This is a genomic window from Kitasatospora sp. NPDC127116 (assembly GCF_042677365.1).
Taxonomy (GTDB): domain Bacteria; phylum Actinomycetota; class Actinomycetes; order Streptomycetales; family Streptomycetaceae; genus Kitasatospora; species Kitasatospora lactacystinica.
The window spans coordinates 1-16567 of the sequence record NZ_JBHXTL010000172.1 but is presented as its reverse complement, the minus strand read 5'-3'; the positions used below and the strand labels follow the sequence as shown (position 1 = coordinate 16567).

Genomic DNA, 16567 nt, shown 5'->3' with positions numbered 1-16567 from the left:
CCGCGGTCGGTGGGGAAGCCGCCGGGCCGGCGCCGTTGTGGTCCGTTGCGGTCCGCTGCGGTCCGCACCCCGCCCCCGGCCCGCGCTGTCAGTGCCCGGGGCTACGCTCCCCGGCATGACCGCCGCTGACGCCCGCCCCGCCCCCGTCGCCGTCCTCAGCGCGGACGACGCCCGCCGGATCGCCCTGCGCGCCCAGGGCCTGCTGGGCGCGCCGGACCGCCGCGGCGGGGTGCGCGGGGTGCTGCGGCACCTGGGCGCCGTCCAGCTGGACACCATCTCGGTGCTCGCCCGCTCGCACGAGCTGGTGCCGTACGCCCGGCTCGGCGCGGTCGGCCGCCCGGCCGTCGAGGCGGCCTACTGGGGCGGCGGCACGAGCTTCGAGTACTGGTCGCACGCGGCCTGCGTCCTGCCGGTCGAGGAGTGGCCGCTGTTCGCCTTCCGGCGCCGCCGCTACCGCGACCGCGGCCACCTCTGGGGCCACCAGGTCGCACCCGAGACCTACCGCGCCGTGCTCGACAAGCTGCGCGCCGAGGGGCCGTTGACCTCCACCGAGCTGGGCGGCGCCAAGCGGACCGCCGAGTGGTGGGACTGGTCCGACACCAAGATCGCGGTCGAGCGGGCGCTGGCCTTCGGGGACGTGGTCTGCACCGAGCGCCGGAGCTGGAAGCGGGTCTACGCGCTGGCCGAACAGGCCGTCCCGGCCGAGCTGTTCGGACAGGACCGGTCGGACGAGGACTGCCTGCGCACCCTGGTCGGCCAGGCCGGCGCCGCGCTCGGCGTGGCCACCCGGGCCGATCTGCTGGACTACCACCGGCTGCGCGCCGAGCAGTTGGACCCGGTGCTCGCCGACAGCGGGCTCGTCCCGGTCGAGGTGGCCGGCTGGGGCCCGGACGGCGCCCCGGCCCCGGCCTGGGCCGACCCGGCCGCCCTCGCCACCGCCCCGCGCGGGCGCCACCGCACCACGCTGCTCTCGCCGTTCGACTCGCTGGTCTGGGACCGCGCCCGCACCGAGCGGATCTTCGGCATGACGCACCGGCTGGAGGCGTACACGCCCAAGCACAAGCGGGTGCACGGCTACTTCGCGATGCCGCTGCTGGCCGGCGGCCGGCTGGTCGGCCGGGTCGACCCGGCCCGCGAGGGGCGCACCCTGGTCGCCCGGCAGATCTCGCTGGACGGCGGCGGTGCCCGGCACGTCGAGGCACTGGCGACGGCGCTGCGCGAGGCGGCCGACTGGGTCGGCTGCGACGGGGTGCGGGTCGGGACGCTGCACGACGAGCGGCTGCGCCCGACCCTGGAGAAACTGCTGACGGACCGCTGAGTCCCGCCCGGCTCACCCTATTTCGAGGATCTTCTCCCGCATCGCGTACACCACGGCCTCCATCCTGGAGTGCAGCTGGAGCTTCTCCAGGATGTTGCGCACGTGGTTCTTCACGGTGTTCTCGCTGATGAACAGCTCCTTGGCGATCTCCCGGTTGTTCATCCCGGTCGCCACCAGCTTGAGCACCTCCAGCTCCCGGTCGGTGAGCCGGGGCGCGGGCACCAGGTCCCGGTCGTCGGAACGGCGCTGGATCATCGACTTGAACTCGGTGAGCAGCTTGGACGCCATCGAGGGGCTGATCTGCGACTGCCCGTCGGCGACCGCGCGGATCGCGGTGGCGACCTCGTCGGTGGAGATCTCCTTGAGCAGGTAGCCGGTGGCCCCCGCCTTGATCGCCTCGTAGAGGTCGGCCTCCTCGTCGCTTATCGTCAGCATGATGATCTTGGTGCTGGGCGCCACGTCCTTGATCGCCGTACAGGCCTCGATCCCGCTGCGGCGCGGCATCCGGACGTCCATGAGGATGATGTCGGGCAGCAGGTCGGCGGCCTTCAGCACGGCCTCGGCGCCGTCCCCCGCCTCGCCGACGACCTTGATGTCCGGCTCCTCCGCGAGCACGATCTCCAGCCCGCGGCGGAACAGCGCGTGGTCGTCCACCACCAGGACGCGGATCGGCTCACTCCGGCGCGGCTCGTACGCGGACTCGTCCTCCGCCCCCAACGGCAGCCCTGGCCCGGACCCGGGCCCCAGCCCGAAGTGATCCCCCATCCGCTCCTCCCCCTTCGCGGGTCGTCGTGCGCCAATCATTCCACGCCCCGAACCCGCTGCGGTCACCCTCCGGTGTCGATTCCCCCGCATCGGGTGACCCCTTCGCCGGGCACCCCGAACGGCGGACACGCCCGAACGCCGGTGACCCCGGCGGCCAGGGCCGCCGGGGTCACCCCTCCATCACCGCTCGGACGGTCAGTCCTCGTCGTCGGACCCGCCGATCGCGCCGCCCGCCCCGCTGCCCGGCCCGGCCGCGAGGTCGGTCTGCAGGTGGATGACGCCGTAGTGGTAGCCGTGCCGGCGGTAGACCACGCTCGGCAGGCCGCTGTCCTTCTCCACGAAGAGGTAGAAGTCGTGGCCGACCAGCTCCATCTCGTAGAGCGCCTGGTCCAGCGCCATGGGGGCGGCCGGGTGCGTCTTCTCCCGGACCACCAGCGGGCCTTCGCCCTCCACTTCCAGGGATCCCATCATGGTCTTGCGGACGGCGCCGTTCGTCTCGCCCTCCGGCGCCGTCGTGGCCGGGAGCGCGGCCAGGGCCGCGGTCGCCTCGGCGACGCTGATCGGGGTGCGGCCGTTCGCGCCGCCCTTGTGCACCCGACGCCGGTCCGCGGACTTGCGCAGCTGCGCGTCGAGCTTCGCCGAGGCCAGGTCGAGCGCCGCGTACGGGTCGGCGGCGGCGGCTTCGGCCCGGATCACGGGGCCGCGGCTGCGGAGAGTGATCTCGACCCGATCGGAGCGGTCGGCCTGCCGCGGGTTGTGCTCCTTGGACACCTCGACGTCCAGGCTGATGGCCTTGGCGTCGAACTTCTGGACCTTCTCCAGCTTCTCGGCCACGTGCTCGCGGAACCTCTTGGGCACCTCGGTCTTGCGGCCCTTGACGACGATGTCCACGCAGAACTCCGATCCCTCGTGCTGACGCCGATCCGGGTGCTACCGGACCGGACTGAGACCCAGCTGGACCAGCCCATCCACTGCTGACCCCCCGCCCCCGCCGCCAGCGGCGGGAAACGACTGGCCCTCACCTCACTTCCTCCCCACCAGGGACGGTTGAAACCCCCTGGGCCTTATCGAACACCTCACACGGGTTTTCCGCCTCCCCAGGCGATGAGGAGGGTATGACCCGATACTGCGGTCGGGCGGTCAAGCTGGTCCACCCTGTCTACCCTCTCGCGGGTGAAGTATGGGTAAATACCTGGACAACGCCCCCCATACGGCGGATCCTGTGCTGACTCTCCGTGCCTGCCACCGCCAGGAGCAGCCGTGCCGCCGTCCCCCGCCGCCACCCGCCCGCCGGCCGCCCAAGGGCCGTTCGGCCACGCACTGGCCGGGCTGCTGGACGTCCTGCTGCCCGCCGACTGCGCGGGCTGCGGCAGCGAGCGCACCCAGCTCTGCCCGGCCTGCCGGCGCGCGCTGGCCAGCGCACGGCCGGCCCCGACCGTGCTGCCCTGGACGCACGCCGCCGCGCCGTACACCGGTGCGGTCCGGCAACTGCTGCTCGCCCACAAGGAGCGGGGCGCGCTGCGGCTGGCCGGGCCGCTCGGCGAGGCCCTCGGACGGGCGGTGCGCTCCGCCCTGGGGGCACGGGCCGGGGCCGCGCCGCTGCTGCTGGTCCCGATGCCCTCGGCCCGCTCGGCCGTCCGCGCCCGCGGGCACGATCCGACGCTGCGGCTGGCCGGGGCGGCCGCCCGCTCACTGCGCCGGACCGGCCTGGACGTCCGGGCCGCGCCGCTGCTGCGGCACACCCGGCCGGTCGCCGACCAGGCCGGGCTGAACGCGGCCGAGCGGCGCCGCAACCTGCGCGGAGCCCTGACCGTGCTGCCGCGCGCCCGGACCGGGCCCGCGGGCCTCGCGGGCCGTCACCCGGTGCTGGTGGACGACCTGGTGACCACCGGGGCCAGCCTCGCCGAGGCCGCCCGGGCGCTGGCCGACGCCGGCCTGCCGGCCCGGGCCGGGGCCACGGTCGCGGCCACCGCGCGCCCGGCCGGCTGACCGCCGCCGCCGGGTCAGCTCGCGCGGCCGGCCCCGCGGCGGGCCCGGGAAGGCCCGTCGGCCCGCCCGGACGCGCCGTCAGCCCGCGTAGAGGAAGGACCGGGGCTTGTCGATCAGCGAGGCTTCCCGCCACTGGTGGTTGACCAGGCGGAAGGCCTTGATCTCGCTCGGCTTGCCGTCCGCCTGCTTGACCTCGCCCATCGCGAGCACCGGCGGCGCCTGGGTCAGGCTGTCCCCCCGGGACTCCGAGGCCGCGACGGTCGTCATGCTCTCGGCGCTCTGCAGCTGGGTGTCCGTGCTCTGCGAGCCGTCGGTGCTGATGAAGTACAGCTGCTGGGTCCGGTCGGACTCCTTGCCGAGCACGAGCAGCTGGTCGGTCTCCGCCCAGGACACCGAGGCGACGTCGGTGAGCGTGGGGGCGGCCCGGCGCAGCCCGGTGATCTTCACGGTCGGCGCCTGCGGGGTGCCGTCGTGCACCACCAGTCCGAACCACAGCGAGCGGACGGCCGAGCCCGGGGTCCTGGCCACCAGGGCGACCCGGACGCCGTCCGAGGAGATCTTCAGCGACTGCACGGTCTGCCCGGTCAGCCCCTCGACCGGCACGGTGTACGACTTGGCGCCGCGCACCATCACCACCCGCGGGGCCTGCTTGTTGCGGTCCACCACCCAGAGGTCGCCGCGGCCGTCCCAGGTGGGCGAGGCGAAGCCGTCCTCCTTGTCGCCGCCCTTGGCCGGAGAGCTGAGCACCGGCTCGCCCATGGTCACCGCGCTGTCCGACAGCGGCACCGAGTAGACCTGGTGGCCGTCCTCGCTGATCGCCGCGACCTGGGTGCCGCTGCGGCCGACCGCGACGGCGCCGAGCGGCGGCTTGGTGTTCGACTGCGGCTTGCCGAGGACGCCGCGGACCGGATCGCCGGGGCCCCCCTCGTCGGTCGCCACCAGGGCGCCGTCGGCACGCTGGTAGTACTGCTTCCCGGGCGTCGGCCCGGCCAGCGCACCGGGGCCGGTGGGCGGTTCGTCGCCGCGGCCGACGGTGCAGGAACCGTGCGGCCCCTTCAGCTCCAGCCGCTCGACCTGGCCCTTGCCCTGGTCGGCGAGGGTGTAGAAGAACTGGGTCGCCATCCGCCGGCAGGCCATCGGCTCGCCGAGGTCGACCCCGCCGATCTGCAGGTGGGCGACCCTGCCGTCGTCGATGGTCACCCGCTCGACCCTGACGCCGCTCGGGAACGCCGTCCGGACCACCGGCGAGAGCCAGGTCGAGGGCCCGTCGGCCACCGCCTGGGCCGCCGTGGCCAGCGGGTCTATCCGGCGCCGCAGGTAGACCGGGTCGGCGACCAGCACCTCCTGGCCGACGTTCCCGGAGGCCACCGCCGACGGGTCGGGCGCGGTGTAGAAGAACCGCGCGACCTGCCGGAAGCTGTTCCGGAAGTTGGTCTCGTTCATGATCACGCCGGTCGGCAGCTTGTCGATCCGCCACTCGTCCTTCTCCCGGACGAAGGTGAAGTCGGACGAGACGTTGTTCTGCCCTGCGACCAGCTGGTACGAGTGCTTCTCGTCGACGGTGGCGACCAACTGCCCGCTCACCGGCACCGAGACCGTGGTGTCCGCGTCGGTGACGTCCTGGCCGCCCGGGATGGTCGTGGACGAGAGCACCCGGATCTCCGCCTCGGGCTTCCACTCCGCGGCGGCGCTCTCGGTGAGGTACTTGCGCGCGGTGTCGTACCCCTCGTCGGCGGTCACCGCGTCCAGGAACCCGGTCAGCAGCTCGCGCGGCTTGGCGCCCCGGCCGGGTGCCACCGGGTACACCCGGGCCTGCAGGTTCTTGTCGGCCGACCCCTGGGGCAGCTCCACCCGGGCGATGCCGCCGGAATCCGGCATGGTCGCGCAGCCGCTCGCCACCAGGGCGCCGACCAGCGTGCCGACCGCCGCGAGGAGCCGCGACTCAGTCCTGTTGCTCGTCCCTCGCACGCTGCGACCCCTCCGCGTCCGTCGTCCCGCCCGTCACGTCCGGCTCCGCCGTCCGCTGTGCCACCGACGGCCGTCCGGGCGTCGGGTCCACCATGACCTGGGCGCCGGTGGCCCCGTACCCGGCGGCCGTCCACACGCCCGAGGGGTCCGCGCGCGGCCCCTCCGGCAGTCGGCTGCGGCCCAGCCCGGGGCCGATGTTCAGCACCCCGCCGAGCCCGCTGCCGAGGCTGCTGCCCACGGCCTCCGGCGTCTCCGCCTGGTCCTCGACCGCGGCCGTCGCCGTCGCCCCGGACGGGCTGATCGCCCGCCGGTACGGCGTGCCCTGCGCGCCCAGGCCCCGGTTGTTGCGGGAGTCCTCCGGCTCCAGCCGGAACGGCGCCCGGGTGATCTCGCCGCCGCGGGTGCGCGGCAGGGTGAGCCGGAAGTGCGAGCCGCCGCCGGGCTCGCCCCAGGCCTGGAGCCAGCCGCCGTGCAGGTGGGCGTCCTCGACGGCGATGGACAGGCCGAGGCCGGTGCCGCCGGTGGTCCGCACCCGGGACGGGTCGGCCCGCCAGAAACGGTGGAACACCCGGGACGCCTCGCCCGGCTTGAGTCCGATGCCGTAGTCGCGCACGCCGACCGCGACCGCGCCGTCCGCGGAGCCCAGCCGGACCACCACGTCACGGCCCTCGCCGTGCTCCAGGGCGTTGACCACCAGGTTGCGCAGGATGCGCTCGATCCGTCGGGAGTCCACCTCGGCCAGCACCGGCTCGCCGTCGCCGCGGATCACCACGGCACTGCCCTTGGCCTCGGCGAGCGGCTCGGCGGCCTCGACCACCCGCGCGACGATCTCGCGCAGGTCGACCGGCTCGGCGTCCAGGATCGCGGCGCCGGCGTCGAAGCGGCTGATCTCCAGCAGGTCGGCGAGCAGCGACTCGAAGCGGTCCAGCTGGCCCTGCAGCAGCTCCGCCGAGCGGGCCGCCATCGGGTCCAGGTCCTCGCGGCTGTCGTAGATGAGGTCGGCGGCCATCCGGACCGTGGTCAGCGGGGTGCGCAGCTCGTGCGAGACGTCCGAGACGAACCGCCGCTGCACCCGGGACAGCTCCTCCAGCTGCCGGATCTGCGCCTGGAGGGCGTTGGCCATCCGGTTGAAGGACTCGCCGAGGCGGGCGATGTCGTCCGTCCCGGTGACCTTCATCCGCTCTTCCAGGTGGCCGTCGGCGAGCCGCTCGGAGATCCCGGCGGCCATCCGGACCGGGGTGACCACCTGGCGCACCACGACCCAGGCGATGCCGCCCATGAGGATCACCACGAACACCCCGGCGGTCGCCAGGGTGCCGGTGACCAGGTTGAGGGTGTCGGTCTCCTGGCCGAAGGAGAACACGTAGAACATCTGGTAGCTGTTCCCGGCCGCGGCCGGGCCGACGAACTGCATGCCGAGGGCCAGCCCGGGCTCGGACTTCCCGCCGCTCTCGGGCGAGCGGTGGATCCGGGTCGGCTGGTCGAACATCTGGCCGGGCTCGGAGGCGAGCTTGGCCCGCAGGGCGTCCGGGATGCTGATCGGCTGGATGTCGCCCGAGTAGCGCGGCGCGAAGCCGGCGGTGTCGGGGACGACGGCGCCGGTGCCGGGGGCCATGGCGATCACCGAATAGACGGTCTGCCCGCTCCCGGCAAGGTCGTTGACCTGCCGCAGCAGCCAGGTGCCGGTCTCGTCGACGGTCGGGTCGGCGGTGCCCCGCAGCTTCTGGTCCCGGGCCTCGTCGATCTTCTTCTGCTCGACCTGGAAGCCGATCCGGGCCTGCGCGCGGGCGGCGTCCATCTTGGTGTCGAGCAGGCCGGTGCGCACCTGCGCCACCACGACCACACCCAGCACCAGGACGACCGCGATGGACGCGAGCAGGGACACCGCGACCACGCGCAGCTGGATCGACCGGCGGTAGAGCGTGGCCACCCGGTGCACGGGGCGGCGCAGCTGACGCTTGACCAGCGCCACCACGGCGGAAGGGCCTCGCCGGCGGCGGGTGGTCGAACTCAGCACGTCGCCGCGCACGGCACCGGCCCCGTCGGCCGCGGAACCCGACGGGGTGTCGTCTGCCCGGTCCGTCACGTCAGCTGGGTCCGGCCTTGTAGCCGACGCCGCGGACGGTCACCACGATCTCGGGGCGCTCCGGGTCCTTCTCGATCTTGGAACGCAGGCGCTGCACATGGACGTTGACCAGGCGGGTGTCCGCCGCGTGGCGGTAGCCCCAGACCTGCTCCAGCAGCACCTCGCGGGTGAACACCTGCCAGGGCTTGCGGGCCAGCGCGACCAGCAGGTCGAACTCCAGCGGGGTCAGCGGGATGCCCCGGCCGTCCCGCTTCACCGAGTGGCCGGCCACGTCGATCACCAGGTCGCCGATGGTCAGCTGCTCGGGCGTGGGCTCCTCGGCGCGGCGCAGCCGCGCACGCACCCGGGCCACCAGCTCCTTGGGCTTGAACGGCTTGGTGACGTAGTCGTCGGCGCCGGACTCCAGACCCACCACCACGTCGACCGTGTCGGTCTTCGCGGTCAGCATCACGATCGGGATGCCCGACTCCGCCCGGATCTGCCGGCACACGTCGATGCCGTCCCGGCCGGGCAGCATCAGGTCCAGCAGGACCAGGTCCGGCTTGGTCTCCCGGAACGCCGCTAGCGCCCTGTCCCCATCCGCGACGAAAAACGGCTCAAAACCCTCACCCCGCAGCACGATGCCGAGCATCTCGGCCAGTGCGGAGTCGTCATCAACGACGAGGACGCGTCCCTTCATGCGTCCATCTTCTCATTACCGGATTGTGACCTGCCGCACAGCAGTGCCAATGCTCCAGAACGGCCAACTCTCCCACCGGTGCATTCCGGCCATACCGGGCGAATGCGCCCGCCGGGAACGCCCCCGGCCCCCTCCGGACCCCCTCCGGACCCGCTGCGGACCACCGCCCGACCCGCCGCCGAGGACCGTTGCCGATCAGCAACCGGATCGCCATGGGGCTGGTTTCCGGCCCCATGGCACGATGGGCGCTGCGCGCGGGCGGAAGATCCGTTCGCAGTCGCGCCCGTGACGCCCTCCGAGGAGCAGTGATGACCGACACCCCGGGCTGGGCCTCGCCCAGCTCGTCCGAGCCTCCCCGCGACGACGCCCGGCCCCCGGCCGACGCGCCCGCCGCCGTGCCCGGGCCGTCGGCACCACCGCAGGACACCGCAGGCCGCCCCGGCCCGGCCGGCGCCCCCCGGCCCGGAGAGCAGTGGGGACAGCAGTGGGGCCAGCAGTGGGGGCAGCAGCCTCCCGGCGGCCACCGCCCGTACGGCTGGGGCGCCCCGGCGAGCCCCAAGCCGGGCGTCATCCCGCTGCGCCCGCTGAGCTTCGGCGAACTGCTGGACGGTGCCGTCACCACCGTCCGCCGGCACTGGCGCACCGTGCTCGCGCTCTCGCTCGGCCTCGCCGTGCTCTCCCAGGCCGGCTCCGTCGTGGTCAACCTGCTGGTCAAGGGGAAGACCGGCGAGTCCACCCAGACCCTGCGGATGCTGGCCGGGCTGCCGCTGGAGCTGCTGCTCAACGTGTTCGCCACCGCGCTGCTCACCATCGTGGTCAGCCGCGCCGTCCTCGGCCGGTCGGTGACCGCCGGGGAGGCCTGGCGCGACGCCCGCCCCCGGCTGCTCCAACTGCTCGGGCTGACCCTGCTCACCGCCCTGCTGGGCCCCGGTGTGATCCTGCTCGGCTTCGCCCCCATGGTCGGGTACGGCCTCGCCGGCCAGGGCTCCGCCGCCGTCACCGGCCTGCTGAGCCTGCTCGGTCTGCTGACCCTGCCGGTCGCCGCCTGGCTGTGGATCCGCTTCAGCCTCGCCGCCCCGGCCCTGATGCTGGAGAAGCAGGGCGTGCTGACGGCACTGTCGCGCTCGCGGCGCCTGGTCCGCGGCGCCTGGTGGCGGGTCCTCGGCATCACCGTGCTGGGCTACGTGCTGGCGTTCGTCGTCGCGATGGTCGTCGTGGTCCCGGCCCAGCTCATCGGCCTGCTGCTGGGCTTCGAGAAGCTCAGCCGCCAGGGCCTGCCCGACGCCGCCGACCAGGGCGTCGCCATGCTGCTCCTGCTGGCGGTCGCCGGGATCATCGCCGGCACCTTCACCACCCCGTTCATCGCCGCCGTCGGCGTGCTGGTCTACATCGACCAGCGGATCCGCCGCGAGGCCCTGGACATCGAGCTCGCCCGCGCGGCCGGCCTGCCCGAGCACGGCGGCACCGGCTGGGGCGGCGGCCCGGGCAACCCGACGTCAGCGAGGCGCTGAGCCGGATGCCGAACTGGGGGGAAGGGCTGCTCGCCGCGGGCGGCGCACCGGTCACCGTGCCGCGTGACCCGGCGCGCGAGGCCGCCCGCGACGAACTGCTCGACGCGGAGTACCACAAGCACGACCCGTCCGTGCTGCAGCGGATCACGGACTGGATCTACGACCACATCGCCAGAGCGCTCGACAGCATCTCCGGCGACGGCACCACCGGCACCACCGGACTGATCCTCTTCCTGATCGTCGCGGTGCTGATCGGCGCCGCGCTCTGGTGGCGCCTCGGCGCACCGCGCCGCGCCGCCCGCACCGTCCCGGACGTGTACGGCGCCGAGGGCCCGCGCAGCGCCGACCAGTACCGGGCGGACGCAGCCGGGCACGCCGCCGCCGGACGCTGGACCGAAGCCGTCCGCGAGCAGATGCGCGCCCTGGTGCGCAGCCTGGAGGAGCGCACCCTGCTCGACATCCGCCCCGGCCGCACCGCCGACGAGGCCGCCACCGAGGCCGGCCGGGCGCTGCCCGAGCACGCCGCCGCACTGGCCGCGGCCGCCCGGACCTTCGACGACATCGCGTACGGCGAGCGCACCGCCGACCAGGACGCCTACCGGCTGCTGCACGAGCTCGACCGGACCCTGGAGCGCACCCGCCCGGTCCTCGCGCCCGACACCGCCGGTGCCGCCGTCCCGGCCCCGACCCCGGGAGGAGCGGCATGACCGGTACCGTCCCCACGCCCCCGCCCGGCACCGAGGCGCCCGGCACCCCGACCAGCCTCACCCCCAGCACGCGCGGCCTGTGGCGCCGGGCCCGCTGGTACCTGGCCGTCCTCGCCGCCCTGCTGATCGGCGCCGCCGCCGTGTCCGCCCTCGACCAGGACCGCCGCTACCCGCCGCTGGACCCGCGCTCGTACGACCGCGACGGCGCCCACGCCGTCGTCGCCCTGCTCGAACGCCAGGGCATCAAGGCCGAGCTCAGCACCGACCCGACCACCACCCCGGCCGGACCGGACACCCTCGTGCTGCCCGAACCCGACCTGCTCGACCCCGCCCAGCTGCGCGCCGTCGCCGCCGCCCGGCACCGGCGGCTGGTCCTGGTCGCCCCCGGCCCGGCCGCGCTCACCGCGCTCGCCCCCGGCATCCGGCTGTCCGACGACACGGGCGGACCGGCCTACGCCTCCGTCCGCTCCACCCCCGCCGACTGCTCGCTCACCGAGGCCGTCCGGGCCGGCAGCGCCCAGCAGGGCGGCATGCTCTACACCAGCGGCAGCCGCGGCGAGGGCTGCTACGCCCGCGGCCACGGCTACCCGCTGGTCGGCCTCCCCGTCGGCGACGGCGACCACGACGTCATCGTGCTCGGCAGCGGAACCTTCCTGCACAACGGCGAACTGACCAAGGACGGCGACGCCTCCCTCGCCCTCGGCCTGCTCGGCTCGCAGCCCCGCCTCACCTGGCACCTGCCCGACTACTCCGCCCCGCTCCCCGAGGGCGCCCGCACCAAGACCTTCGGCGACTACCTGCCGAGCGGCTGGCACTGGGCCGGCTACCAGCTCGCCGTCGCCGCCGTGCTCGCCGCCCTCTGGCGCGGGCGCCGGCTCGGCCCGGTGGTCAGCGAGAACCTGCCCGTGGTGGTCCGCGCCGCCGAGACCACCACGGGCCGCGCCCGCCTGTACCGGCGGGCCAGGGCCCGCGGCCGCGCCGCCGAGGCGCTGCGCGGCGCCACCGCCCACCGCCTCGCCCCCGCCCTGGGCGTCCCGCTCCGGGCCGGCGCACCCGACTCCGACGCGCTCTGCGTCGCCGTGGCCGACCGGCTGCCCGCCCGGCCCGCCGGGGACGTCCGGGCCCTGCTGTACGGCCCGCCCCCGACCGACGACGCCGCACTGCTGCGGCTCGCCGACGACCTCGACGCCCTCGAAAGGCAGGTACGGAACCCGTGACCGACCAGGCAACCGCCCAGCTCCGCTCCGTCCCCGGCACGGCACCCGCTACCCCCGCCACCGACCCGCGCACCGCGCTGACCGCCCTGCGCGCCGAGATCGGCAAGGCCGTGGTCGGCCAGGACGCCGCCGTCACGGGCTTGGTCGTCGCCCTGCTCTGCGGCGGCCACGTGCTGCTGGAGGGCGTCCCCGGCGTCGCCAAGACCCTGCTGGTGCGCACCCTGTCCACCGCGCTCAGCCTGGGGACCAAGCGCATCCAGTTCACCCCCGACCTGATGCCCGGCGACGTCACCGGCTCGCTCGTCTACGACGCCCGCACCGCCGAGTTCTCCTTCCAGCCCGGCCCGGTCTTCACCAACCTGCTGCTCGCCGACGAGATCAACCGCACCCCTCCGAAGACCCAGGCCGCCCTGCTGGAGGCCATGGAGGAGCGCCAGGTCACGGTGGACGGCGAACCGCGCGCCCTGCCCGTCCCGTTCCTGGTCGCCGCGACCCAGAACCCGGTCGAGTACGAGGGCACCTACCCGCTGCCCGAGGCCCAGCTGGACCGCTTCCTGCTCAAGCTGATCCTGCCGCTGCCCGACCGCGACCAGGAGTTCCAGGTGCTCTCCCGGCACGCCGCCGGCTTCGACCCCCGGGACCTCCGCGCGGCCGGCGTCCGCCCGGTCGCCGGGCCCGAGCACCTGGTCGCCGCCCGCGAGCAGATCGCCAAGCTGACCGTCTCCCCCGAGATCCTCGCCTACATCGTCGACCTCTGCCGGGCCACCCGGCAGTCCCCGTCGCTGTCGATCGGCGTCTCCCCGCGCGGCGCCACCGCCCTGCTCGCCGCCTCCCGCGCCTGGGCCTGGCTGGCCGGCCGCGACTACGTCACCCCGGACGACGTCAAGGCGCTCGCCCTGCCCACCCTGCGGCACCGGGTCGCACTGCGCGCCGAGGCCGAGATGGAGGGCGTCACCGCCGACTCCGTCATCCAGGCCGTCCTCGCCCAGACGCCCGCACCCCGCTGACCCGGGCACACCCCACCGCGGCACGCCGTCCCACACCCCACCGCACCACACCCGTTTCCGGCCCTCCGGCCCACGGGCTACCGGCCCACGGGCCACCGACTCACGGGCTTCCGAAGGAGCGCACCGCATGGCCCTCACCGGGCGAACCGCCCTGCTCGCCGCACTCGGCGCGCTCGTCGTGGGCCTGCTGCTGCCGTCCTGGACCGGGATCGGCCTGGTCACCGGCGCGGTGCTGGTCGCCGTCGCGGTCGACCTGGTGCTCGCCGCCCCGGTCCGCGGCCTGCGACTCGGACGGAGCGGCGACACCACCGTGCGGCTCGGCGAGCCCGCCACGGTCGAACTGACCGTCACCAACCCGTCCGGCCGACTGCTCCGCGGCCTGGTCCGCGACGCCTGGGCCCCGTCCGCCTGGCGCCCCGGCACCGCCGAGGCCGCCTCCCGGCACGCCCTGACCCTCCCCGGCGGCGAGCGGCGCCGGATCACCACCGTGCTCACCCCCACCCGCCGCGGCGACCACCACGCCCACCGGGTGACGGTCCGCTCGCTCGGCCCGCTCGGCCTGGCCGGCCGCCAGGGCTCGCACCTCGTCCCCTGGACGGTCCGCGCACTGCCCCCGTTCGCCAGCCGCAAGCACCTGCCCTCCCGGCTCGCCCGGCTGCGCGAACTCGACGGCCGCACCTCGGTGCTGACCCGCGGCCAGGGCACCGAGTTCGACTCCCTGCGCGAGTACCTGCCCGGCGACGACGTCCGCTCCATCGACTGGCGCGCCAGCGCCCGCCGGAACACCGTCGCCGTCCGCACCTGGCGCCCCGAACGCGACCGGCACATCCTCGTCGTCCTCGACACCGGCCGCACCTCGGCCGGCCGGGTCGGCGACGCACCCCGCCTGGACGCCGCCCTCGACGCCGCGCTGCTGCTCACCGCCCTCGCCACCCGGGCCGGCGACCGGGTCGACCTGCTCGCCCACGACTCCCGCAAGCGCGTCACCGTGGCCGGCAGCTCGGCCCACGAGGTACTGCCCGCCTTCACCAACGCGATGGCCGGGCTCGAACCCGCCCTGCACGAGACCGACATGCGCTCACTGGTGGCCACCGCACTCAAGATGGCCCCCCAGCGCTCGCTGATCGTGCTGCTCACCGGCCTCGACGCGGCCCCGGTCGAGGACGGGCTGCGCCCGCTGCTGCCCATGCTCACCAAGCGCCACGAGGTCGTCCTCGCCTCCGTCGCCGACCCGCAGCTGGAGGTCCTCGCCGCCGGGCGGGGCACCCTGGACGCGGTCTACGGCGCGGCGGCCGCCGAACAGACCCGCGCCGACCGCCGGGCCACCGCCGAGCGCCTCACCCGCCACGGCGTCACCGTCCTGGACGCCCCGCCGGCCCGGATCGCCCCGGCCCTGGCCGACACCTACCTGGCGATGAAGGCCGCCGGCCGGCTCTGAGCCGCTGCCCTCCGGATGCCGCCCAGGCGGATCCGACGCTCCGTCACTCCCGGGTCCGCCCCCTCAACCCAGCGTTGAGCCGGGCCGCCTGACGGGTCAGGTGCTCGCGCTCGGCGAGGTTGGACGCCTTGAGCGCCGCCTCCGCGTACAGCCGCGACGCCGTCGCCGCGTCCCCGTCGCGCTCGTGCAGGTACGCCGCCACCGCCGTGTACCGGGGCAGCGCGTCGTCCAGTTCGGCGAGCTCCGCCAGCCCGGCGCGCGGACCGTCCGCCTCGCCGACCGCCACCGCGCGGTTGAGCCGCACCACCGGACTGGCGGTCAGCCGGACGAGCTCGTCGTACCATTCGACGATCTGCACCCAGTCCGTCTCCTCGGCGGTGGGGGCGTCGGCGTGCAGCGCCGCGACGGCCGCCTGGGCCTGGAACTCGCCCAGCCGGTCCCGGGCCAGGGCCCTGTGCAGGATCCCGATGCCCTCGGCGATCAGTCCGGTGTCCCAGCGGGCGCGGTCCTGCTCGGCCAGCGGCACCAGCGCACCGTCGGGCCCGGTCCGGCCGGCCCGCCGGGCGTGGTGCAACAGCATCAGGGCCAGCAACCCCGCCACCTCGGGATGATCGATCACCGCCGCGAGCTGCCGGGTGAGCCGGATCGCCTCGGCCGCGAGGTCGACATCACCGGAGTAGCCCTCGTTGAAGACCAGGTAGAGCACCCGGAGCACGGTGGCGACGTCCCCGGGCTGATCGAACCGGACGCCGGAGACGGTGCGCTTGGCCCTGCTGATCCGCTGCGCCATCGTCGCCTCGGGCACCAGATAGGCCCGGGCGATCTGGCGGGTGGTCAGCCCGCCCACCGCACGCAGGGTCAGCGCGACGGCCGAAGAGGGCGTCAACGACGGGTGGGCGCACAGGAAGTAGAGCTGGAGCGTGTCGTCCGCACCGGCCGCGGGCCCCGGCCCCGGCTCCTGCTCGACCAGGTCCTCCCGACGGCGCCGGGCGGCATCCGACCGGGCCGCGTCCAGGAACTTGCGCCAGGCCACGGTGACCAGCCAGCCCTTGGGGTCGCGCGGCTGCCCGTCGGACCAGACCCGGACCGCCTCGACCAGCGCCTCCTGCACGGCGTCCTCGGCCGCCGCGAAATCCGCTCCGCGGCGGACGAGGACACCGATGACGCTCGGCGTGAGGCTCCTCAACAGGGCCTCGTTCATCGGGCAGGTCACTCCGTGATGGTCGGCGGCATGGCGAGGAACGGGCGCAGTTCCAGCCACTCGTGGATCGGCTTCCCCCCGGCCCCGGGCGCGGCCGACAGCTCCCCGGCCAGCTCGACGGCGCGCTCGTAGCTGTCGACGTCGATCACCATCCAGCCGGCGATGAGGTCCTTGGTCTCCGCGAACGGACCGTCGGTGACCGGCGGACGCCCCTCGCCGTCGTACCGGACCCACGTCCCCTCGGGTGCGAGCGCCTGACCGTCGACGAACTCGCCGGTCTTCTCCAGCCGGTCCGCGAAGTCCTGCATGTAGGTGATGTGCGCCGTGACCTCCTCCGGCGTCCACTGGTCCATCGGCACGCAGTTGACCGCGTCCGGGGCACCCCGGTAGTGCTTCAGCAGCAGGTACTTGGCCATCGTCGTCTCCTCGGAGCTTGGTGCGACCCATTCTGGCCGCGCTCACCCCGGGGACGGTGCCGGGCACGGGTTCTCGACACGGCCGGCCGAGATTTTTTCGACCCACCCGCGGCCGGCCTGTCGGGCCCGGAAGCCTCGTTGGGCCGGTTGGGCCGGTTGGGCCCATTGGGCCCGGAAACGCGAAGAACCCCCATCCGGATCCCGGATGGGGGTTCTTCTGAATAATTGTTCGGCGGCGTCCTACTCTCCCACAGGGTCCCCCCTG

General features: G+C 74.7%; 14 protein-coding genes. 7 read left to right on the top strand and 7 right to left on the bottom strand.

All coding sequences use genetic code 11. The features are described from left to right. Positions 1–115: 115 nt before the first annotated feature. A complete protein-coding gene (locus ACFVHV_RS39455; RefSeq protein WP_380358118.1) occupies positions 116–1318 on the top strand; it encodes a winged helix-turn-helix domain-containing protein in 1203 nt (400 codons plus the stop codon). A gap of 12 nt (positions 1319–1330) precedes the next feature. Here the strand turns inward: ACFVHV_RS39455 and ACFVHV_RS39450 are convergent, their stop codons facing one another. Both ACFVHV_RS39450 and hpf read right to left on the bottom strand, forming a co-directional pair. After that, positions 1331–2083 carry a response regulator transcription factor gene (locus ACFVHV_RS39450; RefSeq protein WP_359908555.1) on the bottom strand — a complete coding sequence of 251 codons (753 nt, stop codon included), beginning with the start codon at positions 2081–2083 and terminating at the stop codon, positions 1331–1333. Between the two features lie 195 nt (positions 2084–2278). After that, positions 2279–2974: a ribosome hibernation-promoting factor, HPF/YfiA family gene (hpf, locus tag ACFVHV_RS39445; RefSeq protein ID WP_359908558.1), complete on the bottom strand. Its 696-nt coding sequence runs from the start codon at positions 2972–2974 to the stop codon at positions 2279–2281. A 369-nt stretch (positions 2975–3343) separates the two neighbouring features. Here hpf and ACFVHV_RS39440 point away from each other — a divergent pair, with 369 nt between their 5' ends. Beyond that, positions 3344–4072 (top strand): ComF family protein, encoded by a 729-nt coding sequence (locus tag ACFVHV_RS39440; RefSeq protein WP_380358115.1) that lies wholly within the window; start codon positions 3344–3346, stop codon positions 4070–4072. 78 nt (positions 4073–4150) lie between these two features. On the opposite strand, the gene ACFVHV_RS39435 is transcribed toward ACFVHV_RS39440, so the two are convergent. The 3 genes from ACFVHV_RS39435 to mtrA are packed head-to-tail and all read right to left on the bottom strand — an operon-like array spanning position 4151 to position 8805. Then, a complete protein-coding gene (locus ACFVHV_RS39435; protein ID WP_359908561.1) occupies positions 4151–6040 on the bottom strand; it encodes an LpqB family beta-propeller domain-containing protein in 1890 nt (629 codons plus the stop codon). After that, positions 6015–8126, bottom strand: coding sequence for an MtrAB system histidine kinase MtrB (mtrB, locus tag ACFVHV_RS39430; RefSeq protein ID WP_380358111.1), 2112 nt, complete (start codon positions 8124–8126; stop codon positions 6015–6017). Before mtrB ends, ACFVHV_RS39435 begins: the two co-directional genes overlap by 26 nt. A 1-nt stretch (position 8127) precedes the next feature. After that, a complete protein-coding gene (gene mtrA / locus ACFVHV_RS39425) occupies positions 8128–8805 on the bottom strand; it encodes an MtrAB system response regulator MtrA (protein WP_030247322.1) in 678 nt (225 codons plus the stop codon). A gap of 308 nt (positions 8806–9113) precedes the next feature. Here mtrA and ACFVHV_RS39420 point away from each other — a divergent pair, with 308 nt between their 5' ends. The 5 genes from ACFVHV_RS39420 (at position 9114) to ACFVHV_RS39400 (ending at position 14685) form a co-directional block, all read left to right on the top strand. Beyond that, the gene (locus ACFVHV_RS39420) at positions 9114–10316 is read left to right on the top strand and encodes a hypothetical protein (protein WP_380358109.1); all 1203 of its coding nucleotides are present in this window, start codon (positions 9114–9116) and stop codon (positions 10314–10316) included. A 5-nt stretch (positions 10317–10321) separates the two neighbouring features. Then, positions 10322–11023, top strand: coding sequence for a DUF4129 domain-containing protein (locus ACFVHV_RS39415; RefSeq protein WP_359908566.1), 702 nt, complete (start codon positions 10322–10324; stop codon positions 11021–11023). Continuing rightward, positions 11020–12240: a DUF4350 domain-containing protein gene (locus tag ACFVHV_RS39410; RefSeq protein WP_380358106.1), complete on the top strand. Its 1221-nt coding sequence runs from the start codon at positions 11020–11022 to the stop codon at positions 12238–12240. Before ACFVHV_RS39415 ends, ACFVHV_RS39410 begins: the two co-directional genes overlap by 4 nt. Continuing rightward, positions 12237–13247 carry an AAA family ATPase gene (locus ACFVHV_RS39405; RefSeq protein ID WP_380358103.1) on the top strand — a complete coding sequence of 337 codons (1011 nt, stop codon included), beginning with the start codon at positions 12237–12239 and terminating at the stop codon, positions 13245–13247. Before ACFVHV_RS39410 ends, ACFVHV_RS39405 begins: the two co-directional genes overlap by 4 nt. 127 nt (positions 13248–13374) lie before the next feature. Then, positions 13375–14685 (top strand): DUF58 domain-containing protein, encoded by a 1311-nt coding sequence (locus ACFVHV_RS39400; protein ID WP_380358100.1) that lies wholly within the window; start codon positions 13375–13377, stop codon positions 14683–14685. Positions 14686–14728: 43 nt separating this feature from the next. Here the strand turns inward: ACFVHV_RS39400 and ACFVHV_RS39395 are convergent, their stop codons facing one another. Further along, complete coding sequence (locus ACFVHV_RS39395; RefSeq protein WP_380358098.1) at positions 14729–15886, bottom strand: RNA polymerase sigma factor; 1158 nt, start codon at positions 15884–15886, stop codon at positions 14729–14731. Between the two features lie 8 nt (positions 15887–15894). Next, positions 15895–16302: a YciI family protein gene (locus ACFVHV_RS39390; protein ID WP_359908576.1), complete on the bottom strand. Its 408-nt coding sequence runs from the start codon at positions 16300–16302 to the stop codon at positions 15895–15897. Positions 16303–16567: the final 265 nt, after the last annotated feature.